Below are 24,386 nucleotides of genomic sequence, written 5' to 3'. Positions count from 1 at the left end.
GGGACCCAGGGGCGGTAGGCTGGGCCCCTGGGTCCCGGCTCTCCGCTTCGCTGCGGCCGGGATGACGGGGTGGGATGATGAGGATTGGGGGGCGCCGCCCGCCCCCCTCACCGATGGGCGGCCAGGAGGTCGCTCCAGCGCCAGGCGCCGGCGCCCAGGACCAGGCGGGCCGCGCCAGGGGTGTCAGCCAGGGTGACCAGAACCAGGCCGCGCATCGGCTGGGCGCGGCAGGCGGCCGGCGCGAAGGCCACCTCCAGGGCGATGGCCTGGCGCAGGCCGGCCAGGCCCTTGCCCGCCTGGCCGGGATTCTGCACCCAGTCGCCGTTCCAGACATGCAGGGCCCGGCCGCCGGTTCCCTGGCGGGCCTCGGCCACCGCGGCCTGGATGCCGCGGTTGCGGCGCAGGGCGGCCTGCAGGCGCTCGACCATGTCGCAGCGGCCGCCCCCGGCGCCCGTCCCGCCGCCGCCCTCCCCCGCCCCGGACCCGCCACCGCCGCCGGCGGTCAGCGCGCCGGCCAGTTGGGCGTCGCTGAGGGTGGCCATGGGCTGGGTGACCGGGGCCGGGGCGACATAGACCGGGGTGACCTGCGGCGGGGCCGGGCGCGTGGGGCGGACCTTCAGACGGGGGGCCGGCTTGGCCGGGGGCTTGGGCGGGGCCGGAGCGGGAGCGGCCGGCGCCGGGCTCGGAACCGGGGCGGGTTTCGGGGGCGGCGGAGGCGGCGGGGGCGGCGGCGGCTGGAAGAGGGTCACCACCATGGGCTCGGGCTCGGCCGGCGGCTCCGGCGGCGGCGGGGCGGTGAGCAGGACGAGCGGGATCAGCAGGTGGGCGGCCGCGCTCAAGGCGATGGCCCACCGCATCGTCGGGCTTGGCCGGCGCGGAGCCCGGGGCCCCTCGCCGAAGTCGTTGACGGCCTCAGTCACCGCCGCCTTGGAGCACTCCGGCGCGTCAGGAACGTGGCGCGGCTTGGCCGTGGGGGCGGCGCCATTCTGGCCCCTCGCCCCGCCCGCGCGGCCCCTGTGGCCCGCTGAAATCCCCCTCGCCTACAGTGACGCTGAGCCAGATTCCGGACCCAAAGCGGTCGTCACACGGCCATTTGCGACTCCCCACATTTCAGGCGCGCAAGACCCCGGGCGTCGCGCGCCCGACGGAAGGATACCGATCTTGATGACCTCAACCCTGAGAACCGCCGCGCTCGGCGGCGTCCTGTTGGCGGCGGCGGTGGCCACCAGCGGCTGCGCCACCAAGGGCTTCGTCCGCGATCAGGTGGCCGTGGTGGACGGCCGCGTCACCCAGGTGGACGGCAAGGCCGGCGAGGCGCTCTCCCGCGCCAACGCGGCCCACAAGCTGGCGGAGGGCAAGTTCCTCTACCAGGTCGTGCTCTCCGACGACTCGGTGAAGTTCCCCACCGACCGCCACGCCCTGTCCCCCGAGGCCGAGGCCCGGCTGACGGAGCTGACCGAGCGGCTGAAGGCCGAGAACCGCAACGTCTATCTGGAGATCCAGGGCTTCACCGACGCCACCGGGACCCCGGAATACAACGAGCAGCTCGGCGCCGCCCGCGCCGAGGCGGTGCGCAAGTATCTGAGCCAGCAGGGCATCGCGCTGAACCGCATGGCCACCATCTCCTACGGCGAGGACACTCCCGTGGCCGACAACACGACGCCCGAGGGCCGCGCCCAGAACCGGCGCGTGGCCATCGTCGTCCTGAGCTAGAGGGCCGGCGCGGCGGCCGGGGTGTGGGCCGCCGTGTGGGGGGGGGTGCGACGAAATCTACCTAGCGCAGCGATTGCCGGAACGATGTTGCCCTGAGCATGCCTAGATGTTGCGCCTGAAGTGCGAATGAAACCATATGTAGTGGTTGGTGGTTTCTTTTCAGCTGGCCTATTGTTTGCGAGAGGCTGAGTCGGTAAATACCCCCCGCTCGAAAGAGCACTATGGTAGGGAGTCCACGTGCCTTTAACCGCAGACTTTCTGATCCAAGCGACGATACTGATCGGTGCTGGATGGATGTTCCTGTGGCTTGGCATCCGAACGCTTAGAAGCGATCGCCACCATTACACGACCATCCGCAATCGTACGGAATCGGGCCGTCGCGCCGCCCTTGGCGCTGTCGGGCACCCGACTTCGGACGCTGATGCGTCCACCGTCCACGGAATGGCCCTTGGCCACCGCAAGGGCCATCGAGTAATCGTCCGAAACGGGAAGATTGCTGCGGACTCAATCTCTACGCGCTAAACATCAATGCATGAGTCGTCGCGACGTGCATGTGGGGTGGGTGCCGAACGTCGCTGGGCGGCTTTCATTCAGCCATCTTGGCGACTCGAAGTTCCCCACTCGCTGTGCTCGGGAGAATACAGGGAACATCTACGGGCGACGGATCGTAGTCGTTCAACAGCGCGCCCTTTCCGATTGGCTCCTGCCTGACTGGTACTTTCGATTTCTGAAGGGATTTTCAGCGAACTGGAAATTTCTCCTGGTTGCAAAGACGAGTTCCGACCCTGCCGATCAAATCGCGAGGGTTGAGGGCGAAGTCCTAGTCTTCGAGGCCAAAGATTGGGCGAACATTTTCAGTGGCCCATCACACGATTCCACTTTTTGTCCAGAGGACATTTTCAATGGAGAGCTACTGTCGTGGGCGCAACAGCTTCGTCTCAGTGAAGCTCCCGACTCCCTGCCGGAGAATGCCCTCGATCAGCTGAGGTCGGAGTCTCTATTTTCTTTCAAAGTAGGAATTAGACGGAGCGGCGTGACTTGGATTCAGCTTTTATCAGTAGCTTCCGATATCACATTTGCGGATGACTACGAATCGGATGAGCGAAAGCCAAATGAGCTAGATTTCAGCTACATCGCAAATCAAGTCTTCTTCTTTCTCAAAGATATTTCGCACGCTCACCGCCACCACCCACCTGGGTCAGACACAATTACAGAGTCTGCTCCGGCTGACCACCGCCGGACCTGGGCAATAGACGCGCACTACAGAATCCACCGCAAGATCGTTGAGATGCGACGCTCTAAAGATCCAAAAGTTCTGTACAATGCGTTAGGAATGCTCGCCTACCTGAGCGCCCTTGGCAAAGCAGTTACCCGCCCCTCAGACCCCTTCGTATCAAATAGCTTGACCCACAGGAGGCGCAGCGCGGTAACTTACAATAACTCCGAGATAGACACCTCTCTTAAGGCCGCCCTCGAAGTTATGAAATGGCGCCAAACTCAGACAAATATCATCAAGACCGCGCTGCCGGCTTTACTTCTAAGTCTTATTTCGATGATCGGCTTCGATGATAAATCGTCCTTAGGTTATCTTATCAGAAAGACCATAAATGAATTCTTTGCTTCAAACCCGAAGCAAACGATTGGAATGCTATTATTGCTATTTCTAGCCACCCCGATTTACTACGGTATGATTGATCTGTATGCGCTGCCTCCGATTTTAAGAGCAAAAAGAGTTCTTGCGGGAAAGTCTCTTCGAAAACAGACTGCCTTCTGGTTTCTAGGATCAATTGCTCTCATGTCGATCGGCGTTGGAGAGTTGTATTTAGCACAATTTATGCAAATTCCGTGGGCGACTTGGCTTCGCGCTCATCCAAGAGTATCTTCATGGGTGGTAGTATTTATCGGCCTGGGTCTAGCTGCCGCATCTCTGTACGCGCTCCCTTTTTGGTCTACTCGTCGTGATTTGTTCGAGCGAATAAAAAAACTTAGGATGAGCGTTCGTTAGAAAGTCTGCCTAATCGTCAAAGCAGGACCTTTCAGGTTCTCTGACTTACTGCAATTGTCCAAAAGGGCCCGCGATAACGTCGCTGGCAGAGAAGCGCACGATTTTCGCTTCCACCTTCTAAGGCCTTCTCCATAGGCGTGCTCGTCTCATGCTCCCAGCGGCGCGCGAACGCCGGCCGACGCGTGTATCCGTAGCGTTCATAGGCCTTGAACGCAGCGGGCTGGCGGGAGTCTTCGGGGGCGAGCATGATGGTCATGGGTTGAAGGTGGCTTGAGGTTCGGGGAGCGTCGCTGGCCCCCTGAACGGGGGAGGTAAAGGCGAGCCGACCCCGCTTGATCGGCGAAGCCCCCGCGCTAATCTCGCCCCATGACCCAATCCCCCGTCCTCGTCATCGACCTGCAGACCGGCATGTTCGATGGCGTCTTCGAGCCGCCGATCCATGACGCCGAGGGGCTGACCGAACGGGTGCGGGCTGTGACGGCCTGGGCGCGGGCGGGCGGGCATCCGGTGGCCTTCGTGCGCCATGACGGGCCGGGCGGCGATCCGCTGGCCCGCGGCCAGCCGGGCTGGCCGGTGTGGCCGGCGCTGGGCCAGGCGGACGACGAGCCCACCTTCGACAAGAGCGTCGGCGACGCCTTCAGCAATCCCGAGCTCGGCGCCTGGATCGCAGGCCTGGGGGCCGACGGCGTGGTGCTGCTGGGCGCCCAGACCGACCACTGCGTGGCCGCGACGCTCAGGGGGGCCCTGGCCGCCGGCCTGGCGGTGACCGTGGTGGCCGACGCCCACTCCACCTGGGATTATGGCGGCGAGACCGCCCCGCAGATCATCGCCCGGCACAATGACGCCTTCGCGCAGGCCGGGGCGCGGGTGGTCACGGCGGCGGCGCTGACGGGGGGCTGATCAGGCCCCGCACGGCCCGGGCCACCAGGTCGGGCTGCTCCTCGGCGATGGCGTGACCGGCGCCGGCGGCCACCACCTGGCGGGCCGGCGGGACGGTGAGCGCCACGAGCCGGGCCTGGCCCACGGGCCACATCTTCTCGAAGGCCGGGGTGACCTCGCTGGAGGCCTGGCCGTGGCTGAGCACCACCACCGGCAGGGCCCCCAGGGCGCCGGGGTCGCTGCGCGGCCATTCGGCCGGCGGGGTGCGGCGGAAGGCGGTCATGGCCTCCCCCAGGCCCGGGGCGGGGCGCGAATAGAGGGCGCGGATCTGCCCCTGGGTGCGGGGCGGCAGCTCGGCCACCCAGGGCGGCAGCAGGCGCGGCAGCACCAGGCGGACGATCCCGGTGCGGGTGGCGGCCTGCATCAGGACCTCGCGCGCCGCGCCCTCCAGGGGGTTCACCCCGGCCATGGTGTCGCGCCAGGTGGCGGGCTCGGCCCCGTCGACGAAGACGATTCCCGCGACCCGGTCGGGATGGCGCTGGGCGTAGCCGATGGCGATGAGGGCGCCGAAGGACTCCGGGACCAGGATCACCGGCCCAGGGACCTGGGCCAGCAGGCGGTCGAGATCGGCGATGTGGTCGGTGAGGGTCATGGGGGCGGCGGCGCGATCGCTCCAGCCCAGGCCTGGACGGTCATAGCTGCAGGCCCGGCTGAAGGCCGCCAGCCGATCCTGCAGGCCATAGGAGACCACCGAGGGGGTGCCGCCGCCGGCCAGCATGACCACGCTGGGGCCCGCGCCCTCGCAGCGCAGGTGGAGCCGGCGGCCGCCGCCCACCTCCACCATCCGGCCGGGGGGCGGATAGGCGCGGACGTCGCCGATCTCGCACCGCCACTGCCAGACCGCGCCCGCCGCCAGGCCGACGACAGCCAACGCCAACAAGGCCAGGAGCCCACGCCAGATCCACATGTCCGCCTCCCCCGAGGTTTTCGCCCAGTCTAGGCGCCGGCGAGGGCCTGGCCAGTGACATCGCGGTAAGGCCGGCTTGCGGCGCGGCGCCCGTGGGTTAGGCTCAGCCCAACAACAGAGGGAGGGGACCATGGGCGCGCTCGTCGAGGTGACTGATGCGGGGCATGTCCGCACGATCCGGCTGAACCGGCCGGAGAAGAAGAACGCGCTGAGCCAGCAGCTGGCCTGGGGTGTGGTGGCCGCGGTGGACGAGGCGGCCCGCGACGACAATGTCTGGGTGGTGGCCATCACCGGGGCCGGCGACGCCTTTTGCGCCGGTCTGGACCTGTCGGGATCGGAGCCCTATTCGCCCCTGCCGGCCCAGAGCGCCCAACTGGACGACATCAGCTGGGTGGGCCAGTTCGTGCTGTCGATCCGCAAGCGCTGCGACAAGCCGGTGGTGGGCGGGATCAACGGGGTGGCGGTGGGCGCGGGCCTGGGCCTGGCCATGGCCACCGACGTGCGGCTGATCAGTTCGAGCGCCCGGCTGATGGCCGGCTACACCCGCATCGGCGGCTCGCCGGACGCGGGCCTGACCATCACCCTGCCGCAGGTGATGGGCTACGAGAAGGCCATGCGCTTCATGATGGAGAACCGCACGGTGACCGGCGCCGAGGCGCTCGACTGGGGCATGGCCGGCGAGGTGGTCGACGAGAGCGCCTTCGACGCGCGGCTGGCGGAATACTGCGCCTCGCTCTGCGAATGGTCGCCCATCACCCTGCGGCTGCTGAAGCGCGGGATGGTGAAGTCCTACGAGAGCACCGACATGGAGCAGCAGCTGCGCTACGAGGTCTCCAACATCGGCCGCGCCTTCGCCAGCCAGGACGGCAAGGAGGCCCGCAAGGCCTTCCTGGAAAAGCGCAAGCCGGTGTTCACCGGGCGGTAGGGGCTTGATCTCGATCAGGGCGGCGGCGGCGGACGGGGCCAGGGTGGCGCCACCGCCACCCTTGGAGACACGCCCATGGACGCCAGACAGACCGAGGCCATCGTCGCCGTGCTGGAGGCCGGCAAGGACCTGACCCTGGCCACCCTGCGGCCCGACGGCTTTCCGCAGGCCACCACGGTGGGCTACGTCAGCCAGGGCCTGGCCATCTATTTCGGCTGTTCGGCCAAGTCGCAGAAGGCCGCCAACCTGGCCCGCGACGACCGGGTCTCGGCCACCATCGGCCTGGCCTACGAGCACTGGAACGAGATCCGCGGCCTGTCCCTGGGCGGGCGGGCGCGGCGGCTGACCGAGGAGGGCGAGGTGGGCCGGGCCGGGGCCCTGTTCCTGGCCAAGTTCGCCCCGGAGATCGGCCAGTACCTGTCGCCGGACGGCGGCGAGATGGCCCTGTTCGAGATCACGCCCCGGGTGGTCTCCCTGCTCGACTACCGGCTGGGCTTTGGCCACACCGAACTGGTGGAGATCGGCGCTCCGTCTTGATCTGGATCATTATGTCGGACGTCCGACATGCGATAGGGTCCGCTCGCCAAGGCCAGGTTTGATCCGCGTCAAGGACGACGGCGGGTCGTCTGCGCCCCATGCTTCTGTTCGCCTGGACAGGAGACGATGATGCTTGCCGCGACCACAGTGTTCGACCGCGCTTCGCACTGGCCGGCCCGGTTCTCCAAGGGCGTGACGATCTATGACGAGGGCGAGCCGTCGGCCACCATGTACCGGCTGGACCGGGGCTGCGTCCGCCTGCAGGTCAATGGCCACGGCGGGGACCGGCAGATCATCAGCTTCCTGTTCCCCGGCGACCTGTTCGGCTTCTGCCTGGACGAGCGCCACGCCAGCGCCGAGGCGGTGACCGAGGCCGAGGTCACCTGCTACTCCATCGCCTCGGTCCTGGACCTCAACGGCCGCTCGGCCGAGGTGCTGGTGGAGTTGGTGAACCGGGCCAACGGGGCCTTCGGCGAACTGGCCCACCATGTGGAGAAGATCACCCACCTGCCGGCCGCCGAGCGGCTGATCTGGTTCTTTAACTGGCTGACCCACCACGACCCCACGGCGGCGGCGACCGGCGTCATCCGGCTGCCGATGAACCATCGCGACATCGCCGACTATCTGAGCCTGAAGCCCGAGACCCTGAGCCGGGCCTTCCGGCTGCTGGAGACCCGCGGCTACATCCAGCGGAGCGGGCGTCGCGGCCTGTCCCTGACGCGCCACGCCCTGGCCCTGCGCGTCCGCTCGCCGGAGGAGTTCACCGCCCTGGAGGCGCGGCCGGCGGCCTGACTCAAGGCGTTGGAGTATTTCTCGATCCGATAGGATGCTCTAGGCCGCGTCCTCGGCCCGGCCGATCAGCTCGGGGCTCGGCCCGACCCCCAGTTCGGCCAGACGGGTCAGATAGGCCATGGACAGGTCGGCGGACTCCCGCATCCCGGCGGCGATGTCCGGCCGCGCCACCACCGCCGTCGGAACCAGCAGCCCCCCCGAGACCTTGGCCGCCAGCCCCATGTCGATCAGCCGCTGGACGTGCCTGCGCGTGGTCTCGTAGGGCAGCATCAGGGACTTGGCGACGGCGTAGACGCTGATGGGCTGGCGCTGGGAATCGTCGGGCGGCGCCGCCGCCAGGCTTGCGTAGGTGGCCGCCAGGCCCGGGTCGATGGTGACGTAGTTGACGTTGAACATCGAGATGGTCCGCATGACCATGGCGTCCAGGGGGTCGCCCTGGATGGTCCGGGCCATGCTCAGCAGCACCTCGAGGAAATTGTGCACCCCCAGGCGCATCACCTGCCGGCTGACGTCGCCGGCGGGGGGCTCGGCCGGCGGCGGCGGGACGATCCCGGCCCGGGCCGCGGCGTTCACGAAGTCCTGGGTCCCCTGCCAGTACTGGACGACGGCGGCCAGGGTCTCGGGCCGGGCCAGGGCGTTGTTGGGGATGATCAGGCCGCCGTCCACGGCCTGGCAGACGCCGCCCTTGCGAAGCTTCAGCGCGTGGCGGCGCACCGTCTCATAGGGAAGGCCCAGTTCCTTGGCGACGGCGTAGACGCTGACCGGAACGCGCTCGGAGTCCGGCGGGATGGCGTCGATCGCGCCGTAGGACAGGGCCCGGCCGCGATCCAGAGTCAGGTCCCGCAGATTGGCGCGGGCGATGGACAGGAAGGTCAGGGCGGTCACCAGGTCGCGGTCGATGGCCACGGTGATCAGGCGGGCGGTGTTCAGGAAATGCTGGCCGGCCAGGCGAAAGAGCTGGCGACGCTGGTCGAGGACGAGTTCCGGCAGGTCGCCCCGGAACGTCGGATCGTTGGGCGGGTGAATCATCGGGGCCACGGTAGAGGTCGTGGCGAAAGAAAAACATAACCGGGTTATTCAGGGTCGTAGACTGCGCCCCTAGGTCGCAGGCGGCTCCGGCGTGGCGTGGGCGCGCCAACCGCCCTATGCAGGCGCTCCGAGCCCACGGAGACGATCCCATGACCAGCTGGCTGACCGACGGCGCGCCCCATGTCTGGCGCCCCTACTGCCAGATGAAGACCGCGCCCGCGCCCCTGGCCGTGGCCAGGACTCACGGGGCGCGGATCGTGCTGGAGGACGGGCGCGAGTTGGTGGACGGCATCGCCAGCTGGTGGACCGCCTGCCACGGCTACAACCACCCCCACATTCGCGAGGCGGTGACGCAGCAGCTGGCGCGCGCGCCCCACGTCATGTTCGGCGGCCTGGCCCACGAGCCGGCCTACCGGCTGGCGAGCCGGCTGGCGGCCCTGCTGCCGGGCGATCTGAACCACGTCTTCTTCGCCGAGAGCGGCTCGGTGGCCGTCGAGATCTCGATGAAGATGGCCCTGCAGTACTGGATCAACCGGGGCGTGGCGGGGCGGACCAAGTTCGTCAGCTTCCTGGGCGGCTATCACGGCGACACCCTGGCCACGATGACCATCTGCGACCCCGAGGAGGGGATGCACGGCCTGTTTTCCGGCGTCATGCCGGCCCAGCACGTGGTCGCCCTGCCCCGCGACGCCGCCAGCGAGGCGGCCCTGGACGCCCTGCTCACCCAGAGGGGCCCCGAGATCGCCGCCCTGATCGTCGAGCCCCGGGTGCAGGGGGCGGGCGGCATGCTCTTGCACGACGACCGTGTGCTGCAGGTTCTGCGGCGGCTGGCCGACAAGCACGGCCTGCTGTTGATCTTCGACGAGATCTTCACCGGCTTCGGGCGGACCGGCGACCTGTTCGCCTGCGAAGGCGCGGGCGTCGTCCCCGACATCGTGACGCTCTCCAAGGCGCTCACCGGCGGCACCCTGCCCCTGTCGGCGGCCATCGCCAGCGACAAGGTGTTCGAGGCCTTCTGGTCCGACGACCCCGGCGCGGCCCTGATGCACGGGCCCACCTACATGGCCAATCCCCTGGCCTGCGCGGCGGCCAACGCCTCGCTGGACCTGTTCGAGAGCGGGGCCTGGAGGGTCGACGTGGCGCGGATCAACGCCGCGCTCGCCCAAGGGCTGGAGCCGTGCCGCGCCGCGCCCGGCGTGGTGGATGTGCGCACGCTTGGCGCCATCGGGGTGGTGGAGTTCGATCAGCCGGTGGACGCCGGCGGCCTCTGCGCCCGGTTCGTGGACCTGGGCTGCTGGATCCGCCCCATGGGCAAGGTCGTCTACCTGACCCCGCCCTTCGTGACGTCGGACGCGGAGCTGGAGCGGCTGACGGGGGCGATCTGCGAGGTGATGGCGAGCTAGCGGCTTCACCTCCTCTCCCCCTCTTGCGGGGGAGAGGGTGGGGTGAGGGGGCCGCGCGGCTGCTGAGGCCCGACCAGGCAGGACGCCCTAATTCGAAGCGCGCTGACGTCTGCGACGCCATCCTGAGGCGTTGCGGCGGAGGGACCCCCTCACCCTGCCCTCTCCCCCAAGGGGGAGAGGATAAGAGGTCGCTACGCCAGGGCCGCCTTCAGCGCGGCGGCCGTCTCGTGGGCGGCGGCGTCGATGGCGGGGGAGACGTCGCCCATGATCAGGAAGTCGTGGACCATGTCGGGGTATTCCTTGTGCGCCGCCTTGACCCCGGCGGCGTTCAGGCGCGCGGCGAAGTCGCGGCCCTCGTCCTTGAGCGGATCATAGCCGGCGGTGACCACCAGGGCCGGGGGCGTGCCCGCGACGTCGGCGCGGCCCAGCATGGCGCGGTGGGCCTGGGGGTGGCCGATGGCCGCCAGGCACTTGTCGAACCAGGCGATGGCGGCCTTGGTGAGCACCGGGCCGTCCAGGTCCTTGCGCGACTGGGTCTCCTCGTCCGGCCAGATGCCCGGATAGAGCAGCAGCTGGAAGGCGATCTTGCGCTTCGGATCGTTCTTCATGTCGACGCTGATGGAGGCGGCCAGGTTGCCGCCGGCCGAGCAGCCGCCCACGGCGATGCGGGTGGGATCGACGCCAATCTCGCCGGCGTGGTCGAAGGCCCACTTCGTCGCGGCCAGGCAGTCGTCATGGCCCGCCGGGAAGGGATGCTCCGGCGCCAGGCGGTAGTCGATGGCCAGGACCCGGATGCCAGCATAGGCGGCCATGCGGCGGCAGTGGCCGTCATGGGTCTCCAGGTCGCCGATGGCGAAGCCGCCGCCGTGATAATAGACCAGCAGCGGGGTGACGGCGGGGGCGCCCGCCGGGACGTAGAGCCGGGCCGGGATCGGGCCCTCGGCGCCGTCCACCTTGATGTCGGTGGCGGTGACGTCCTTGGGGGCGTTCAGGTTCTGGGCCTGACGCTGCATCCGGTAGCCGGCGCGGATCATCTCCGGCGGGATGGCGTCGAGCGGCGGCGCCTGCTGACCGGCGGCCGCGGCGTCGGCGGCGTCGAGCATGGCTTTGATGTGCGGATCCATGGGGTCTCTCCTTGAGCTTTAGCCGACCTGGCGGTCGCGGCCTTCCCAGTAGGGTGCGCGCAGTTCGCGGCGGAGCACCTTGCCGGAGGGGTTTCGGGGCAGGACGTCGATGAAGTCGACGCTCTTGGGAACCTTGTAGCCGGCGATCAGCGGCCGGCAGTGGGCGATGATCGAGGCCGGGTCGCCGGCCGCGCCCGGGCGCAGCACCACCATGGCCTTGACCGCCTCGCCCCAGCGCTCGTCGGGCACGCCGACGACGGCGGCGTCGGCGACGTCGGGGTGGGCGAACAGGGCATTCTCCACCTCGGCCGGATAGACGTTCTCGCCGCCGGTGACGATCATGTCCTTCACCCGGTCGTGGATGAACAGGTAGCCGTCGGCGTCGAAGAAGCCGGCGTCGCCCGAGCGGAACCAGCCCTGGGCGTCGATGGCCTGGGCGGTGGCGTCGGGGCGGTTCCAATAGCCCTTCATGATCCCCGGCGAGCGGATCTCGATCTCGCCAACCTCGCCCGTCTCGGCGTCGCGGCCGTCCAGGCGGATGCGCACCTCATAGCCCGGCGAGGGCTTGCCGCAGGCGCGTAGCTTGCCGAGGCGGGGATCGTGGTCCGCGGGGGGCAGGTAGGCGCCGCCGCCGATGGTCTCGGTCAGGCCGTAGAGCTGGGAGAACTCCGAACCGAAGCGGTCCTGGGCGCGCCTGAGCACCTCCTCGGAGATCGGCGAGGCGCCGTAATAGACGTGATCAAGTGAAGTGAGGTCCGCGGTCTCCATGCTCGGATGCTGCAGCAGCATGTTGATCAGGGCCGGCGCCAGGAAGGCGTGGCGGATGGCGTGCTCGCCGGTCAGGCGCAGCAGCAGGGCCGGATCGACCTCGCGCATGATCACCGTGCGCGCGCCCTGCAGCAGGGCCAGCATCCCGAGATTGGCGCCGGCCACGTGGAACAGGGGCATGGCCACCAGCACCCCGTCACCGGGCTCGAACCGCGCCCAGACCTTTGTCGCGCCCTCGAAACAGTGGGCGTAGTTGGCCTCGGTGAGCTGGACGCCCTTGGGCAGGCCGGTGGTGCCCGAGGTGTAGAGCTGGATGACGTCATCGTCCGGTGCGGCGGTCAGATGCGGATCGACAGCCGGCTGGGCGGAAAGCCAGGCGCGGAAGTCGTCGCCGAACACCACCGTGCGCTCCAGCGCCGGCAGATCGAGGCCGGCCAGCAGGTCGGCATAGTCGGCGCCGACCACCACCAGGCGGCAACCGGCGTCCTTGAGGATGAACTCCACCTCCGGCGGCGCCAGGCGCCAGTTGACCGGCGTCAGGCAGACCCGGGCCTTCAGGCAGCCGAACCAGAGGACGAAGAAGTCGTCATTGCCCTTGGACAGGGTCCCGATGCGGTCGCCGGGCCGGGCGCCCGCGGCGATCAGGGCCTGGGCGCACCGGGAGGACAGGGCGTCAAGCTGGGCGTAAGTGGTCTCGCGGCCCTCGAACCAGAGGGCCTGGGCGTCTGGGCGCACGCGCCCATGATGACGCGCGACGTCGGCCACCCACGAGATGTCCTGAGACATCGATCCTCCCGGCTCGCCGGCTCCTCGAGGCGGGGGCCCGGCCCATCTGAATTCGCACCAGATGGCCGGGATGGCAACGGGCGACGCCGCGTCATCCGCGCGAGGCGGTGGGCAGGTCGTACGGGGTGGCCTTGTTCTCGGCGATCCAGTGGGCCTCGGCCTCCGAATTGGCCGGTGGCGGGCGCAGGCCCTGGATGGACCAGAGGTCGAAGGGGGTCTCGTCGATGTGGAATTCCCAGTCGAAGCCCCGGTCGCGGATATAGGGGGCCAGGGCCTTGTCGCAGGCGTCGATCCACCAGGCCTTGGCCTCCGGGCTCGGCAGGGTGCGGGCGATGTGATCGACCCAGATGCGCACGAAGTTGTCCGCCGGCTCGCCCCCGACGAAGAAGGAGTCCGCGGGCACCGCCTGGAACACGACGCCGACATAGAACCTGGGCAGGCGGCTGTAGAGGGCGGTGATCGCCTGGGACAGGGCCTGCTTGTCCTCGCCCGAGAAGGCGTTTTCGGGGTGGTAGATCTTCCAGAGTGGCATGGAGCCCCCTCTCAATAATGATGTTCATCATCATAGAGAGGGGGCGCCGGATTGATCAAGCCCCGTCCGGGTTCTATTGATGATGGACGTAAGCAAAGAAGGGCGAGGCCATGCGGATCAGCCGCGAGCAGGCGCAGGAGAACCACGACAAGGTGGTGGCCACGGCGGGCCGGCTGTTCCGCGAGCGGGGCTTCGACGGGGTGGCGGTGGGCGACCTGATGAAGGCCGCGGGCTTCACCCACGGCGGCTTCTACAATCATTTCAATTCCAAGGAGGCGCTGGCGGCCGAGGCCCTGGACCAGGCCTTCCGGCAGATGGACGGCCAGCGGGCGCGGGTCGAGGGTCTGGACGACCTCCTCACCCACTACCTGTCGGAGGCCGCGCGCCGGGCGCCGGGACGCACCTGCCCGGCCGCCGCCCTGGCCGGGGACGTGGCGCGTCAGGGCGAGCCGGTGAAGCAGGTCTTCGCCGAGGGCTTCGAGCGGATGGTGGAGTCGATGGCCGGGCGCCTGCCCGAGGGGCCGGAGGCGCGGGGCGAGGCGATCGCCCTGCTGGCGCGCATGGTGGGCGCGCTCGCCCTGGCCAGGGCGATGCCGGAGGGATCGGATCTGGGGAGAGAGGTGCTGGCCGCCGCGCTGGAGGGCTGCCGCAGGGACGCCGCGCGCGCCTAGGCGGGGCGAACCAAAAACCCCCGGAGCGATGCCCCGGGGGTCTGGAAGGTCAGACTATGCGATGACTTATTCCGCGGCCGGCTTCGGCGCGTAGCCGAGGATGGCCTTGGTCTCCAGGAACTCATGGAAGGCGAAGTCGCCCCACTCGCGCCCGTTGCCGCTCATCTTGTAGCCGCCGAAGGGGGCCATCATGTCGCCGCCGCCGCCGTTGATCGACACCTGGCCGGCGCGCAGCTTGCGGGCCACGCCGCGGGCCTTTTCGAGGTCCTCGGCCTGAACATAGGCGGCCAGGCCGTACTCGGTGTCGTTGCCGATCTCGATGGCCTGGTCGAGGGTGTCATAGCCAAGGATCGACAGCACGGGGCCGAAGATCTCTTCCTTGGCGATGGTCATCTCGTTGTTCACGTTGGCGAAGACGGTGGGCTTCACATAGTAGCCCTTGTCCAGGCCTTCCGGACGGCCGACGCCGCCGGAGACCAGGGTCGCGCCCTCGTCGATGCCGGCCTGGATCAGCTTCTGGATCTTGTTGAACTGCACCTCGGAGACCACCGGGCCGAGCTGGGCGTTGCCGTTGGGGTCGCCGACGGTGACCTGGCTGGCGGCTTCGCGGGCCACGGTGATGGCCTCGTCCATGCGGGTCTTGGGGACCAGCATGCGGGTGGGCGCGTTACAGGACTGGCCGGAGTTGGTCATCATGGTGGCCACGCCGCGGGCGACGCCCTTGGCGAAGGCGCTGTCGTCCAGCACGATGTTGGGGCTCTTGCCGCCCAACTCCTGGGCCACGCGCTTGACGGTCGGGGCGGCGTTCTTGGCCACCTCGATGCCGGCGCGGGTGGAGCCGGTGAAGGAGACCATGTCCACTTCCGGGTGGCTGGAGAGCGGGACGCCGACGCCGAGGCCGTCGCCGTGCACCAGGTTGAAGACGCCGGCGGGAACGCCCGCGGCATGCATGATCTCGGCGAAGATCTGGCCGGAGAACGGGGCCACTTCCGAGGGCTTCAGGACCATGGTGCAGCCCGTCGCGATGGCCGGGGCCACCTTGCAGACGATCTGGTTCAGGGGCCAGTTCCAGGGGGTGATGAAGCCGCAGACGCCGATGGGCTCCTTCACCAGCAGGGTCGGACCGCGGTCCTCCTCGAACTTGAAGGTCTTGAGCACTTCGACGGCGGTGGCCAGGTGGCCCATGCCGATCGGAACCTGGGCGCGCTGGGCGAGGTTGGCGGGGGCGCCCATCTCCTCGGTCACGGCGGTGGCCAGGTCGCCGAAGCGCTTCTGGTATTCGGCCAGGATGCGGCCGAGCACTTCCAGGCGCTCTTCGCGGGTGGTCTGGCTCCAGGCCGGGAAGGCCTTGCGGGCGGCCATGACGGCCTTGTCGACGTCGGCGGCGCCGCCGAGCGCGATGTTGCCGCAGACGTCTTCCGTGGCGGGGTTGATGACGTCGAGGGTCTTCTTCTCGACCGGATCGACCCACTCGCCGTTGATGTAGAACTTCAGGTACTCGCGCATGGGCGTCCTCCCGGGATTTCGTTGATGGCTCGCCGGCGGGCGTCACCGCCGGACTTCAAACAAGCATTTTAGTGATCGTTGATCACTGGGGAAGCCCCCAATGCCGTATTCCGCAAGGGCATGGGGGTGAATCTCACTGATGTACGTGCGGCTGGCCGGCCACCGGGCTGCGCCCCTTGAGGACGTAGCCCGCGCGGATGGAGCCGATATAGAGGTCCTTCAGATCGGCGCCGCCCCAGGTGATGTTGGTGGGGTGGTTGACGATCCCGCCCGACAGATCGTGGATCACGGTGACGACTTCAAGGCTGGGCGTGACAGCCACCACCTTGTTGGCGGCCGGCAGGCAGACCCAGAGGTTGCCCTCGGCGTCCATCCCCACCCCGTCGGTATAGCCGAGGTCGGCGGCGTCGGGCGCCGGTTGGCCAGGCTGCTGGAGTTTCCCCAGGACCGGGCCATAGCGCTTGCCCGCGCCCAGCTTGCCGCCCGGCAGGACCGGGAAGGCCATGACGTCGGCGCCGCTGGTCTGGGCGCAGTAGAGGGTCTGCTCGTCGGCCGACAGCGCCATGCCGTTGGGAAACTTCAATCCCTCGGCGACGATCTGCGTGGACCCGTCGGGGCGCAGGACGAAGATGAAGCCGTCGGTGCGGCCGTCCAGGGCCTGGGGCCAGGTCTCGGCGTGGGTGGAGTTGGCGCACCAGATGTTCCCGGCGCGGTCAAGCACCGGATAGTTGGCGCTGGTCAGGCGCCTGCCGCCCACCTCGGCGACGAGGGTCTCGTGCTGGCCGGTGGCGGGGTCGAATCGCTGCAGGGGCCCCTCCTCCCTGTCATAGATGCCGAAGTTGGCGATCAGCACCCGGCCCTGCGGGTCCATGTTGATGCCGTTGGGGGCGCCGCCCTTCGGGCCCAGGCGCTTGAAGGTCCCATCGGAGAAGATCTCGGCCACCGCGCACTGGTGGTCCGACGCGAAGACCCGGCCGTCCTTGCCGACCACCACGTCCTCGGGCCGGTCAATGCCGAGCGCGATCTTGGCGAAGCTCTCGGGGGCGATGGGGGTGAGCGGCATGGGGTTTCCTCGGGCTTTTCTTGCAGCTTGGGGCCGCAGGCCTGCCAGAGACAAGTCCGATATCAAGCGAGATCGGCGATGAAACCCGCCTGGCGATAGGCCGCGATCTTGCGCCACTCCGAAAGGACCTTGGCGCGCAGCTCCGGCCGGTGCGGCCACTCCTGCACCGGGTGCGGAAAATGGTTCACCGGATACAGCATCTTGCGGACCTGCGGCCAATGGCGCTGGAGGGTCATCAGGTAGCGCGAGGAGGTGCACACCTTTCCCAGGGCGATGAGCGAGCCGATGTTGGCCAGGCCGACATGATCCTCGAGGATCGGCAGGGAAAAGATGACGTTCTCTCCCGTATTGCCGGCCTTGCGCTCCAGCAGGATCACCTCGGCGGGGATGCCCGCGGCGATCATCAGGTCGGCCAGGACGCAAGCCTCGTCGCCCTCGCCCCCCGGCGTCGCTCCCCCGCTCACCAGGGCCCAGCGGAAGAAGCCGTCCCGCCAGAGCCGGGCGGCGGCGTCCACGAATTCGGGGACACCATGGCGGGTGCCGAAGACGAACAGCAGGTCGGCGGGTTCGATGGGGGTGGTGATCAGGTGATCGCGATTGATCTCCGCGATCAGATCCTCGCTCAGCTCTTCGTCGTCCTGGCGCACCGGCCCCTCCCCGTTCCGTGGGATTCAACGGGCCATCGGGAACGCGCGCAAATCAAGCCGGGTTACGAACCATGTTGCGGCTCCGCGTCACGCTCGCTAAAGCCCACACAACAACCGGAGCCCGACCATGGTCGCCATCTACACCATCCTCGCCTTCCTCGTCGTGATCGGCGGCCTGAACCTCTTCGAGTTCGGCCGCCTGGACTGATCGTCCGCCATGCCGGAGACCACGCGCGGCGCGGCCCTGGTCACCGGGGGCGCGCGGCGGATCGGCCGGGCCCTGGTGCTGGCCTGCGCCCGCGCCGGCTATGACGTCGCCATCCACTGCCGGGCCGTCGACGACGACGCCCAGGCCGCCGCGGCAGACGTCCGCAGCCTGGGCCGCAAGGCCTATCTCCATCCCTGCGACCTGCGCCAGGAAGCCGCCGCCGCCCCCATGGTGGGCGACGTCGAGGCCGAGCTTGGCCCCGTCACCCTGCTGGTGAACTGCGCCTCGGTGTTCGAGGAGGACAGCCTGGCCAGCCTGAACCGGGCCTCCTGGGACGCGCACATGGAGACCAATCTCCGCGCCCCCCTGGTGCTGGCCCAGGCCTTCGCCCGGCGGCTGCCGGTCGACCGCAGCGGTCTGATCGTCAACATCCTCGACCAGAGGGTGCTGGCGCCGGGGGCGGACTTCTTCTCCTACACCCTGTCGAAGAGCGCCCTGTGGAGCGCCACCAAGATGCTGGCCCAGGCGCTCGCGCCCCGCATCCGGGTCAACGGCATCGGGCCGGGCCCGACCCTGGCCTCCATCCACCAGGACGCCGCCGCCTTCGCCGCCGAGGTGGCCGCCACGCCGCTCGCCCACGCGGTGGAACCGGCCGAGATCGGCCAGGCCCTGGCCTATCTGATTGACGCAAGGTCGGTGACGGGCCAGATGGTCGCTGTCGATTCCGGTCAGCACCTGACCTGAAGGAGACCACCTTGGCCCTCTCGCCGATCCAGGAGATTCCCGCCGAAACTCAAGCCACGCCAGCGGCCGCGGGCCGCATCGTCATGACCAAGATCTTCGTCACCGGACTGAAGGTCGACGCCCAGATCGGCGTCTATTCCCACGAAAAGGGCAAGGCCCAGCCCCTGGTGGTCGACGTCGAACTCGACGTTCCCACCGCCGGCGCCGAGCGCCTCAGCGAAACCGTCAACTACGAGATGGTTGGCGAAGCCGCCCGCGCTATCGCCGCCGAGGGCCATATCGGCCTGGTGGAGGCCTTCGCCGAACGGCTGGCCCGCGCCTGCCTGGCCGATCCGCGGGTGACGCGGGCAAGGGTGCGGGTGGAAAAGCCCCTGGCGCTCGCCCCCCATGCCGCCGCGGCCGGCGTCGAGATCACGGTCGTCCGCGGCTAAGCCAATGGCCATCTCCCACAGCGCCCGGCTCTCGCCCCTGCAGGGGGAGACCGTGTGGACGCTGGAGGGCGGCGAGATCGTCGAGCGGCGGGGCAAACGCGAGCGGCGCTACGGCCTGGACAAGCTGCGCAGCCTGAGGAGCGCCGAGGGCGGGGCGATCCTGACCTTCGCCCGCGGCAAGCTGACCATCCCGGCCATGAGCTACGGCCGCGGCCTGAGGCCGGAGAACCGGGCGGCCTCCTTCAGCGCCTTCATCGGCGCGGTGGCCGGCACGGCGGCGGTGACCACGCCGGGCGCGCGGTTCCGCAACGCCGGGACGCCCCTGGCCGAGCCGCTGATCTGGGCCATCGGCCTGCTGGGGGCCGGCGCGGTGGCCCTGCTGCTGTTCGCCGCCACGGCCGGCGCCTGGACGCTGGGGGTGGCGCTCGCCGCCCGCCTGGTCTTCGTGCTGATCCTGGCGGCGGGCGCCCTGCCGTGGCTCGATCGCGCCCACCAGAACATGGACGCGAATTAAACTGGCGCCGGGCCAAATCAGGGCCACATGATCCTCAGAGACGAGACGAAGAGGAGCCCGTCATGAGTGATCGCGTGGAGATCGGCAGTTCCGGCCTGGCCGAAGACAAGACCCTGCCGGTGGTGTCCTATGTGCTTTACCTGCTGACCTTCGCCAGCGGGTTCACCGTGTTCATCGGGCTGATCATCGCCTATGCGAACCGCGCCACGGCCGGCCCGAAGATGGAGAGCCACTACACCTTCCTGATCCGCACCTTCTGGCTGACCATCGCCTGGGCGATCATCGGAGGCCTGCTGGTCCTGTTCGGCGGGGTGTTCTCGCTGATCCTGGTGGGGGTGCCGTTCCTGATGCTCGGCTTCTTCATCTGCGGGGCGGTGGGAATCTGGTTCGCGGTCCGCTGCGTGCTCGGCCTGATGTACCTGTCGCGCGACGAGGCCTATCCCCGCCCCCTGAACTGGCTGTTTTAGAGGCAGATTCCGCGCGCTTCGCCCAAGAAGCGCGCGGATCTGCGCCATCGCCTCCCCTGCGGGTTGCATCGCCTCGACGCCCCCCACCCCGGGTCCCGAACCTTCACCGGTCGGCGCCTGGGGGGCGGACGGCCGGGGGAATTCGTATGCTGGGTCGGATCATCGGGATGCTGCTGGGGCTGGCGCTCGGAGGCGTCGCCTACGCCATTCTCACTCCGGGCGGGCTGGAGGGGCGGATTCCCCCGATCCCGCTGGGGGCCTTCGAGACCCTGCGGATGTTCGTGGCCGCCGCCTGCGCGGGCCTGGGGGTCCTGCTGTTCATCGCCGCCCTGATGCCCAAGGGGCCGAGCGGCCCCTCCGGCGGCAAGACGCGGCGCAAGGGCGGTCCGCCGGTCACCGTCGACTTCACCGCCGACCCTGCGCCGGCCGCCAGCCACGACCACGGCTCCACCCACGCCAGCCACGCGCCGGAAGCCGCCGTTGTCGCCGAGGCCGAGACCGTGGCCCTGACCGAGCCGCCCGCGGCCGAGCCGGTCCCCGAACCGGCGGTCGATTCCGGCGCGCCGCCCGGGGCTCCGGGAGCCTTCGCCGAGGCCAGGCGAGCGCTCCACGACCACACCAGGGCCGAACGCTGGTCAGAAGCCGCCGACATCGTCCGGCGGCTTTCGTCGTTGGCGGGGGATGATCAGGAGCGGCGCATCGCCGCCCAGGACGCCGGGGACTTCGCCCGCGCCCAGGGCCTGAGCGACCAGGCCGCCGAGGCCTATGACGAGGCGCTGAGCCTGGCCCGCCAGATCGGCGACCCCGCGGCTCTCGCCGACGCGCTCACCAATGTCGGCGACGTGGCCTATGAGGAGCACCGGCTGGACGGGGCGGTGGACGCCTATGAAGAGGCCCTCGCCCTGCGCCGCGGTCTCGTCGAGGCCGTCCCTTCGGACGTCGGCGCCCGGCGCGCCCTGACGCTCGCCCTGGAACGCCTGGCCGACGCCCGCGAGGACCGCGGACACCGGGTGCGGGCGCTGGATCTCTACCGGGAGAGCCTGGACATCTCCGGGGCCCTGGCCTCGGCCGACCCCGTCGCCTACGGCGAGGACCTGGCGGTCACCCGGCGGCGGCTGGCGGAGCTCGAAGCCAAGGTGATGGTCTAGGCCGCCACCAGTTCGCGGCGGACCATGCGGGCGTAGTCGTCCATCAAGGTCAGGGACAGCTTGCCGGGGGTGAATTTGTATTCGCCGATCTCGGAGACCGGGGTCACCTCGGCGGCCGTGCCCACCACGAAGCATTCGGTGAAGGTCGAGAGCTCCTCGGGCTTGATGTGCCGCTCGACGATCTCCACGCCCTTGGAGCGGGCCAGCGCGATCACCGACTGGCGGGTGAGGCCGTTCAGGAAGCAGTCGGGGGTGGGGGTGTGCAGCACCCCGTCCTTGACGAAGAAGACGTTGGAGCCGGTGCTCTCGGCCACGTAGCCGCGGTAGTCGAGCATCATGGCGTCGGTGTAGCCGGCCTTCTCCGCGGCGTGCTTGGAGATGGTGCAGATCATGTACAGGCCCGTCGCCTTGGCGTGGACCGGCTCGGTCTCCGGCGAGGGGCGCTTGTACTTGGCCCAGCACATGCGGATGCCCTTGGCGCGCTCCTCGGGCTTGAAGTAGCTCGGCCAGTCCCAGACCGCGATGGCCACGTGGATCTTGGTGTTCTGGGCCGAAACCCCGATCATCTCCGAACCGCGCCAGGCGATGGGGCGCAGATAGGCGTCGGTGAGGCCGTTCTTGGCGCAGGTGTCCTTGCAGGCCTGATCGATCTCGGCCACCGTGAACGGGATTTCGAAGTCGAGGATCTCCGCCGACTTGAACAGACGCTCGGTATGCTCGGTCAGCTTGTAGATCTCCCCGCCATACATCCGCTCGCCTTCGAACACCGCCGAGGCGTAGTGGAGACCATGGGTCAGTACGTGCACCTTCGCCTCGCGCCAGGGCGTGAACTGGCCGTCGAGCCAGATCCATCCATCGCGGTCGTCGAAGGGAACGAGAGACATGGGAAGGAGACCTCCTATGGGGAACGCCTCCTTACAAACCTCCGCGCCTGCGACGTCAAACAAAATGGGACAGGCCGATGAGCGCCGTGGCCGATCCGAGACTGGTGCTGCGCGACGAGGAGCTGGACGCGGGGCTTGAGCTGCTGATGCTGGCGGAGGCCTCCCTGTGGGCCGGGGTGGACGCGGGCCTGGAGGCCGAGGCCGGGGGCCTGGGCCGCTCCCACTGGCGGGCGGCCTTCCTGCTGAAGCGGCGGCCCGGCCTGGGGGTGCAGGAGTTGGCCCACATCACCAGCCTGTCCAAGCAGGCCGCCAGCCGGGTGCTGAGCGACCTGGAGGCCAAGGGCCTGGCGGAAAAGGCCCAGGGCGAGCTGGACGGCCGGCGCCGGGCGGTGAGCCTGACGGCGGCCGGCGCGGCCTTCGAGGGCCGGATCGCCGAACGCCTGCGCGGCCAGCTGGCGCGGGCCTATCGCACCGGCGGACTAGACGGGGTGACCGGAACGCGGCGTATCCTGGCCGCGCTCGCCGGCGGGCGCACCAAGACGGGGACATTGGGCTGATGACCGACACCCAGGCCGGAGAGCGCCACCTGCTGGTGGTGGACGATGACGACCGCATCCGCGAGCTGCTGAAGGAGTATCTGGCGCGGGCCGGGTTCCGGGTCACCGCCGCCCCGGGCGGGGCCGCGGCGCGCAAGCTGATGGAGACCCTCGACTTCGACCTGGCGGTCTTCGACGTGATGATGCCGGGCGAGGACGGGTTCTCGCTCACCAAGTGGCTGCGGGAGCGCAAGGGGATCGCCGGCCGCACCCCGGTGCTGATGCTGACGGCGCGGGGCCTGCCGGAGGACCGGATCGAGGGGCTGAAGCTCGGGGCCGACGACTATCTGAACAAGCCCTTCGAGCCCGAGGAGCTGCTGCTGCGCATCGAGGCGATCCTGCGCCGGGCCCAGGGGCGGCCGGGATCGAACGGGGGCGGGCCGATCTCGCTCGGCCGCTGCCGGTTCGACCTGGAGCGCGGGGAGCTCAGCTGCGACGGCGCGCCGGTGCGGCTCACCGAGGCGGAGGTGGCGCTGCTCAAGCGCCTGGCCCGCAGTCCGCACGAGCCGGTGGACCGGCTGGAGCTGGCCCGCGAGACCGTCGATCCCTCCGGCCGGGCGGTGGACGTGCAGGTCACCCGCCTGCGCCGCAAGATCGAGACCGATCCCAAGACCCCGCGCTATCTGCAGACCGTGCGCGGTGTGGGCTATCTGCTGGCGCCCGACTGATGCGCCTGAGGCTGTCGCCCATCCGGATGCAGCGGCTGATCAAGCGCAGCCTGCCGACCACCCTGTTCGGCCGCTCCCTGCTGATCATCATCCTGCCGGTGGCCCTGATGCAGGTGGCCGTGACCTGGGTGTTCTTCGACGCCCACTGGCAGGCGGTGACCAGCCGCCTGTCCGAGGGGCTGGCGGGCGACGTGGCCTGGGCGGTGGAGAGCTATCAGGACGACCCCACCCCGGAGAGCTTCGCCCGCATCGCCGACCGGGCCGAGCGGTCCATGAGCCTGTCGCTCGCCTTCCAGACCGGCCGCAACCTGCCGGTGGGCCGCAGGCCCGCCCTGTTCGCCGTGGTGGACCGCTCCCTGGAAAAGGCCCTGGCCGGCCGCATCGACCAGCCCTTCTGGTTCGATACGACCCGCTACCCGGCTTACGTCGACATCCGGGTGCAGACCCCCCAGGGGGTGATGCGGGTGCTGGCGCCGCGCGACCGGGCCATCGCCACCCAGGGCCACATCTTCGTCCTCTGGATGACCGTGGCCACCCTGCTGCTGACCGCCATCTCCATCCTGTTCATCCGCAACCAGGTGCGCGCCATCGAACGCCTGGCCTCGGCCGCCGACGATTTCGGGCGCGGGGTGGAGGTTCCCTTCTTCAAGCCCACCGGCGCGCGCGAGGTGCGCCAGGCCGCCCAGGCCTTCCTGGCCATGAAGGCGCGCATCCAGCGGCACCTGGACCAGCGCACCGCCCTGCTGGCCAGCGTCAGCCACGACCTGCGCACCCCGCTTACCCGCCTGAAACTGGAGCTGGCCCTGGCCGAGCCCACCAAGCGGACCGGGGAGATGAAGCGCGATCTCTCCGAGATGGAGCACATGATCGACGAGTACCTGGCCTTCGCCCGCGGCGAGGGCGGCGAGGGCGTGGAGATCGTGCGGCTGCGCGGCCTGATCGAGGAGGTCAGCGAGGGCGCGGTGCGGGCCGGCGCCCAGGTGAGCGTCACGGGCGAGGACGACCTCACCGCCAGCGTGCGGCCCAATGCGCTGAAGCGGGCGCTCTCCAACCTGGTGATGAACGCCGCCGTCCATGGCGAGCACATCGTCGTCAACGCCCAGGCCCGGACGGCCGGCGGGGTGGAGATCACGGTGGACGACGACGGGCCGGGCATCCCGGAGGACCGCTACGAGGAGGCCTTCAAGGCCTTCAGCCGCCTGGACGAGTCCCGCAACCAGAACGACAAGGGGGTGGGCCTGGGCCTGGCCATCGCCCGCGACGTGGCCCGCGGCCATGGCGGGGACGTCACCCTGGCCCGTTCGCCGATGGGCGGACTGCGCGCCATCGTCAGATTGCCGGGATAGGGTCGTTCAGCCCATGTTCAGGCGATCATGGTT

The 24,386-nt window shown here is 69.2% G+C and carries 26 protein-coding genes; 16 read left to right on the top strand and 10 right to left on the bottom strand.

Going from position 1 to position 24,386, the window contains the following annotated elements; translation table 11 throughout:
* Nucleotides 1–107 precede the first annotated feature (107 nt).
* On the bottom strand, nucleotides 108–857 hold the full coding sequence (locus tag ACO06I_RS21845) for a hypothetical protein (RefSeq protein ID WP_421934726.1): 750 nt from the start codon (nucleotides 855–857) through the stop codon (nucleotides 108–110).
* A 307-nt stretch (nucleotides 858–1,164) separates the two neighbouring features.
* On the opposite strand from ACO06I_RS21845, the gene ACO06I_RS21840 reads away from it, so the two are divergent.
* From ACO06I_RS21840 to ACO06I_RS21830, 3 genes are all read left to right on the top strand, one after another.
* Entirely contained in the window at nucleotides 1,165–1,713 is a 549-nt protein-coding gene (locus ACO06I_RS21840) for an OmpA family protein (RefSeq protein WP_421934725.1), read from the top strand.
* A gap of 532 nt (nucleotides 1,714–2,245) precedes the next feature.
* Nucleotides 2,246–3,718, top strand: coding sequence for a hypothetical protein (locus ACO06I_RS21835; protein WP_421934724.1), 1,473 nt, complete (start codon nucleotides 2,246–2,248; stop codon nucleotides 3,716–3,718).
* A 366-nt stretch (nucleotides 3,719–4,084) separates the two neighbouring features.
* The gene (locus ACO06I_RS21830) at nucleotides 4,085–4,618 is read left to right on the top strand and encodes an isochorismatase family protein (RefSeq protein ID WP_421934723.1); all 534 of its coding nucleotides are present in this window, start codon (nucleotides 4,085–4,087) and stop codon (nucleotides 4,616–4,618) included.
* Here ACO06I_RS21830 and ACO06I_RS21825 read toward each other — a convergent pair.
* On the bottom strand, nucleotides 4,590–5,564 hold the full coding sequence (locus tag ACO06I_RS21825) for an alpha/beta fold hydrolase (RefSeq protein WP_421934722.1): 975 nt from the start codon (nucleotides 5,562–5,564) through the stop codon (nucleotides 4,590–4,592). The two genes, ACO06I_RS21830 and ACO06I_RS21825, sit on opposite strands and share 29 nt — an antisense overlap.
* A gap of 130 nt (nucleotides 5,565–5,694) precedes the next feature.
* On the opposite strand from ACO06I_RS21825, the gene ACO06I_RS21820 reads away from it, so the two are divergent.
* The 3 genes from ACO06I_RS21820 to ACO06I_RS21810 all read left to right on the top strand — a co-directional run bounded on the left by ACO06I_RS21820 (nucleotide 5,695) and on the right by ACO06I_RS21810 (nucleotide 7,818).
* On the top strand, nucleotides 5,695–6,489 hold the full coding sequence (locus ACO06I_RS21820; protein ID WP_421934721.1) for an enoyl-CoA hydratase/isomerase family protein: 795 nt from the start codon (nucleotides 5,695–5,697) through the stop codon (nucleotides 6,487–6,489).
* Between the two features lie 75 nt (nucleotides 6,490–6,564).
* Nucleotides 6,565–7,026 (top strand): pyridoxamine 5'-phosphate oxidase family protein, encoded by a 462-nt coding sequence (locus tag ACO06I_RS21815; protein ID WP_421934720.1) that lies wholly within the window; start codon nucleotides 6,565–6,567, stop codon nucleotides 7,024–7,026.
* 129 nt (nucleotides 7,027–7,155) lie between these two features.
* Nucleotides 7,156–7,818, top strand: coding sequence for a Crp/Fnr family transcriptional regulator (locus ACO06I_RS21810; RefSeq protein WP_421934719.1), 663 nt, complete (start codon nucleotides 7,156–7,158; stop codon nucleotides 7,816–7,818).
* 39 nt (nucleotides 7,819–7,857) lie between these two features.
* Here the strand turns inward: ACO06I_RS21810 and ACO06I_RS21805 are convergent, their stop codons facing one another.
* Entirely contained in the window at nucleotides 7,858–8,856 is a 999-nt protein-coding gene (locus ACO06I_RS21805) for a hypothetical protein (protein ID WP_421934718.1), read from the bottom strand.
* A 140-nt stretch (nucleotides 8,857–8,996) separates the two neighbouring features.
* Between ACO06I_RS21805 and ACO06I_RS21800 the strand changes: the two genes are divergently transcribed.
* Nucleotides 8,997–10,250 (top strand): adenosylmethionine--8-amino-7-oxononanoate transaminase, encoded by a 1,254-nt coding sequence (locus tag ACO06I_RS21800; protein WP_421934717.1) that lies wholly within the window; start codon nucleotides 8,997–8,999, stop codon nucleotides 10,248–10,250.
* Nucleotides 10,251–10,441: 191 nt separating this feature from the next.
* Here the strand turns inward: ACO06I_RS21800 and ACO06I_RS21795 are convergent, their stop codons facing one another.
* From ACO06I_RS21795 to ACO06I_RS21785, 3 genes are all read right to left on the bottom strand, one after another.
* Complete coding sequence (locus ACO06I_RS21795; protein ID WP_421934716.1) at nucleotides 10,442–11,374, bottom strand: alpha/beta hydrolase; 933 nt, start codon at nucleotides 11,372–11,374, stop codon at nucleotides 10,442–10,444.
* A gap of 18 nt (nucleotides 11,375–11,392) precedes the next feature.
* On the bottom strand, nucleotides 11,393–12,928 hold the full coding sequence (locus ACO06I_RS21790; protein WP_421934715.1) for a long-chain-fatty-acid--CoA ligase: 1,536 nt from the start codon (nucleotides 12,926–12,928) through the stop codon (nucleotides 11,393–11,395).
* A gap of 91 nt (nucleotides 12,929–13,019) precedes the next feature.
* Entirely contained in the window at nucleotides 13,020–13,460 is a 441-nt protein-coding gene (locus tag ACO06I_RS21785) for a tautomerase family protein (RefSeq protein ID WP_421934714.1), read from the bottom strand.
* A 110-nt stretch (nucleotides 13,461–13,570) separates the two neighbouring features.
* Between ACO06I_RS21785 and ACO06I_RS21780 the strand changes: the two genes are divergently transcribed.
* Nucleotides 13,571–14,131 (top strand): TetR/AcrR family transcriptional regulator, encoded by a 561-nt coding sequence (locus tag ACO06I_RS21780; RefSeq protein ID WP_421934713.1) that lies wholly within the window; start codon nucleotides 13,571–13,573, stop codon nucleotides 14,129–14,131.
* Between the two features lie 66 nt (nucleotides 14,132–14,197).
* On the opposite strand, the gene ACO06I_RS21775 is transcribed toward ACO06I_RS21780, so the two are convergent.
* The 3 genes from ACO06I_RS21775 to ACO06I_RS21765 all read right to left on the bottom strand — a co-directional run bounded on the left by ACO06I_RS21775 (nucleotide 14,198) and on the right by ACO06I_RS21765 (nucleotide 17,347).
* On the bottom strand, nucleotides 14,198–15,637 hold the full coding sequence (locus tag ACO06I_RS21775) for an aldehyde dehydrogenase family protein (RefSeq protein WP_421934712.1): 1,440 nt from the start codon (nucleotides 15,635–15,637) through the stop codon (nucleotides 14,198–14,200).
* 133 nt (nucleotides 15,638–15,770) lie between these two features.
* Complete coding sequence (locus tag ACO06I_RS21770) at nucleotides 15,771–16,700, bottom strand: SMP-30/gluconolactonase/LRE family protein (protein ID WP_421934711.1); 930 nt, start codon at nucleotides 16,698–16,700, stop codon at nucleotides 15,771–15,773.
* A 62-nt stretch (nucleotides 16,701–16,762) separates the two neighbouring features.
* Nucleotides 16,763–17,347: a YdcF family protein gene (locus ACO06I_RS21765; RefSeq protein WP_421934710.1), complete on the bottom strand. Its 585-nt coding sequence runs from the start codon at nucleotides 17,345–17,347 to the stop codon at nucleotides 16,763–16,765.
* A 217-nt stretch (nucleotides 17,348–17,564) separates the two neighbouring features.
* Between ACO06I_RS21765 and ACO06I_RS21760 the strand changes: the two genes are divergently transcribed.
* From ACO06I_RS21760 to ACO06I_RS21740, 5 genes are all read left to right on the top strand, one after another.
* Complete coding sequence (locus ACO06I_RS21760) at nucleotides 17,565–18,299, top strand: SDR family oxidoreductase (protein ID WP_421934709.1); 735 nt, start codon at nucleotides 17,565–17,567, stop codon at nucleotides 18,297–18,299.
* Nucleotides 18,300–18,382: 83 nt separating this feature from the next.
* The gene (folB, locus tag ACO06I_RS21755) at nucleotides 18,383–18,730 is read left to right on the top strand and encodes a dihydroneopterin aldolase (protein ID WP_293493948.1); all 348 of its coding nucleotides are present in this window, start codon (nucleotides 18,383–18,385) and stop codon (nucleotides 18,728–18,730) included.
* Between the two features lie 4 nt (nucleotides 18,731–18,734).
* Nucleotides 18,735–19,244 carry a hypothetical protein gene (locus ACO06I_RS21750; protein ID WP_421934708.1) on the top strand — a complete coding sequence of 170 codons (510 nt, stop codon included), beginning with the start codon at nucleotides 18,735–18,737 and terminating at the stop codon, nucleotides 19,242–19,244.
* A gap of 62 nt (nucleotides 19,245–19,306) precedes the next feature.
* On the top strand, nucleotides 19,307–19,711 hold the full coding sequence (locus ACO06I_RS21745; protein WP_421934707.1) for a DUF4870 family protein: 405 nt from the start codon (nucleotides 19,307–19,309) through the stop codon (nucleotides 19,709–19,711).
* Between the two features lie 146 nt (nucleotides 19,712–19,857).
* Complete coding sequence (locus ACO06I_RS21740) at nucleotides 19,858–20,859, top strand: tetratricopeptide repeat protein (RefSeq protein WP_421934706.1); 1,002 nt, start codon at nucleotides 19,858–19,860, stop codon at nucleotides 20,857–20,859.
* Here ACO06I_RS21740 and ACO06I_RS21735 read toward each other — a convergent pair.
* The gene (locus ACO06I_RS21735; protein WP_421934705.1) at nucleotides 20,856–21,743 is read right to left on the bottom strand and encodes a branched-chain amino acid aminotransferase; all 888 of its coding nucleotides are present in this window, start codon (nucleotides 21,741–21,743) and stop codon (nucleotides 20,856–20,858) included. The two genes, ACO06I_RS21740 and ACO06I_RS21735, sit on opposite strands and share 4 nt — an antisense overlap.
* Before the next feature lie 77 nt (nucleotides 21,744–21,820).
* Between ACO06I_RS21735 and ACO06I_RS21730 the strand changes: the two genes are divergently transcribed.
* From ACO06I_RS21730 to ACO06I_RS21720, 3 genes are read left to right on the top strand one after another with little or no spacing between them, the layout of a single operon-like run.
* Nucleotides 21,821–22,300, top strand: a complete 480-nt coding sequence (locus tag ACO06I_RS21730; protein ID WP_421934704.1) for a MarR family winged helix-turn-helix transcriptional regulator — start codon at nucleotides 21,821–21,823, stop codon at nucleotides 22,298–22,300.
* On the top strand, nucleotides 22,300–23,007 hold the full coding sequence (locus tag ACO06I_RS21725) for a response regulator (RefSeq protein WP_421934703.1): 708 nt from the start codon (nucleotides 22,300–22,302) through the stop codon (nucleotides 23,005–23,007). The genes ACO06I_RS21730 and ACO06I_RS21725 overlap by 1 nt, the downstream gene beginning before the upstream one ends.
* Nucleotides 23,007–24,353, top strand: a complete 1,347-nt coding sequence (locus ACO06I_RS21720; protein ID WP_421934702.1) for an ATP-binding protein — start codon at nucleotides 23,007–23,009, stop codon at nucleotides 24,351–24,353. The genes ACO06I_RS21725 and ACO06I_RS21720 overlap by 1 nt, the downstream gene beginning before the upstream one ends.
* Nucleotides 24,354–24,386: the final 33 nt, after the last annotated feature.

The organism is Phenylobacterium sp. (assembly GCF_965229015.1).
GTDB lineage: Bacteria > Pseudomonadota > Alphaproteobacteria > Caulobacterales > Caulobacteraceae > Phenylobacterium.
The sequence above is the reverse complement of the archived record's forward strand: the minus strand, read 5'-3'. Positions and strand labels throughout refer to the sequence as shown.

Excerpts from the sequence above, each read along its gene's own strand:
- ACO06I_RS21720 (WP_421934702.1), top strand. The coding sequence starts at position 23,007 with ATGCGCCTGAGGCTGTCGCCCATCCGGATGCAGCGGCTGATCAAGCGC.
- ACO06I_RS21785 (WP_421934714.1), bottom strand. The coding sequence starts at position 13,460 with ATGCCACTCTGGAAGATCTACCACCCCGAAAACGCCTTCTCGGGCGAG.
- ACO06I_RS21750 (WP_421934708.1), top strand. The coding sequence starts at position 18,735 with ATGGCCATCTCCCACAGCGCCCGGCTCTCGCCCCTGCAGGGGGAGACC.
- ACO06I_RS21740 (WP_421934706.1), top strand. The coding sequence starts at position 19,858 with ATGCTGGGTCGGATCATCGGGATGCTGCTGGGGCTGGCGCTCGGAGGC.
- ACO06I_RS21790 (WP_421934715.1), bottom strand. The coding sequence starts at position 12,928 with ATGTCTCAGGACATCTCGTGGGTGGCCGACGTCGCGCGTCATCATGGG.
- ACO06I_RS21770 (WP_421934711.1), bottom strand. The coding sequence starts at position 16,700 with ATGCCGCTCACCCCCATCGCCCCCGAGAGCTTCGCCAAGATCGCGCTC.
- ACO06I_RS21775 (WP_421934712.1), bottom strand. The coding sequence starts at position 15,637 with ATGCGCGAGTACCTGAAGTTCTACATCAACGGCGAGTGGGTCGATCCG.
- ACO06I_RS21795 (WP_421934716.1), bottom strand. The coding sequence starts at position 11,374 with ATGGATCCGCACATCAAAGCCATGCTCGACGCCGCCGACGCCGCGGCC.
- ACO06I_RS21835 (WP_421934724.1), top strand. The coding sequence starts at position 2,246 with ATGAGTCGTCGCGACGTGCATGTGGGGTGGGTGCCGAACGTCGCTGGG.
- ACO06I_RS21800 (WP_421934717.1), top strand. The coding sequence starts at position 8,997 with ATGACCAGCTGGCTGACCGACGGCGCGCCCCATGTCTGGCGCCCCTAC.
- ACO06I_RS21825 (WP_421934722.1), bottom strand. The coding sequence starts at position 5,564 with ATGTGGATCTGGCGTGGGCTCCTGGCCTTGTTGGCGTTGGCTGTCGTC.
- ACO06I_RS21730 (WP_421934704.1), top strand. The coding sequence starts at position 21,821 with ATGAGCGCCGTGGCCGATCCGAGACTGGTGCTGCGCGACGAGGAGCTG.
- folB (WP_293493948.1), top strand. The coding sequence starts at position 18,383 with ATGACCAAGATCTTCGTCACCGGACTGAAGGTCGACGCCCAGATCGGC.
- ACO06I_RS21810 (WP_421934719.1), top strand. The coding sequence starts at position 7,156 with ATGCTTGCCGCGACCACAGTGTTCGACCGCGCTTCGCACTGGCCGGCC.
- ACO06I_RS21820 (WP_421934721.1), top strand. The coding sequence starts at position 5,695 with ATGGGCGCGCTCGTCGAGGTGACTGATGCGGGGCATGTCCGCACGATC.
- ACO06I_RS21830 (WP_421934723.1), top strand. The coding sequence starts at position 4,085 with ATGACCCAATCCCCCGTCCTCGTCATCGACCTGCAGACCGGCATGTTC.
- ACO06I_RS21760 (WP_421934709.1), top strand. The coding sequence starts at position 17,565 with ATGCCGGAGACCACGCGCGGCGCGGCCCTGGTCACCGGGGGCGCGCGG.
- ACO06I_RS21725 (WP_421934703.1), top strand. The coding sequence starts at position 22,300 with ATGACCGACACCCAGGCCGGAGAGCGCCACCTGCTGGTGGTGGACGAT.
- ACO06I_RS21735 (WP_421934705.1), bottom strand. The coding sequence starts at position 21,743 with ATGTCTCTCGTTCCCTTCGACGACCGCGATGGATGGATCTGGCTCGAC.
- ACO06I_RS21840 (WP_421934725.1), top strand. The coding sequence starts at position 1,165 with ATGACCTCAACCCTGAGAACCGCCGCGCTCGGCGGCGTCCTGTTGGCG.
- ACO06I_RS21780 (WP_421934713.1), top strand. The coding sequence starts at position 13,571 with ATGCGGATCAGCCGCGAGCAGGCGCAGGAGAACCACGACAAGGTGGTG.
- ACO06I_RS21745 (WP_421934707.1), top strand. The coding sequence starts at position 19,307 with ATGAGTGATCGCGTGGAGATCGGCAGTTCCGGCCTGGCCGAAGACAAG.
- ACO06I_RS21815 (WP_421934720.1), top strand. The coding sequence starts at position 6,565 with ATGGACGCCAGACAGACCGAGGCCATCGTCGCCGTGCTGGAGGCCGGC.
- ACO06I_RS21845 (WP_421934726.1), bottom strand. The coding sequence starts at position 857 with ATGCGGTGGGCCATCGCCTTGAGCGCGGCCGCCCACCTGCTGATCCCG.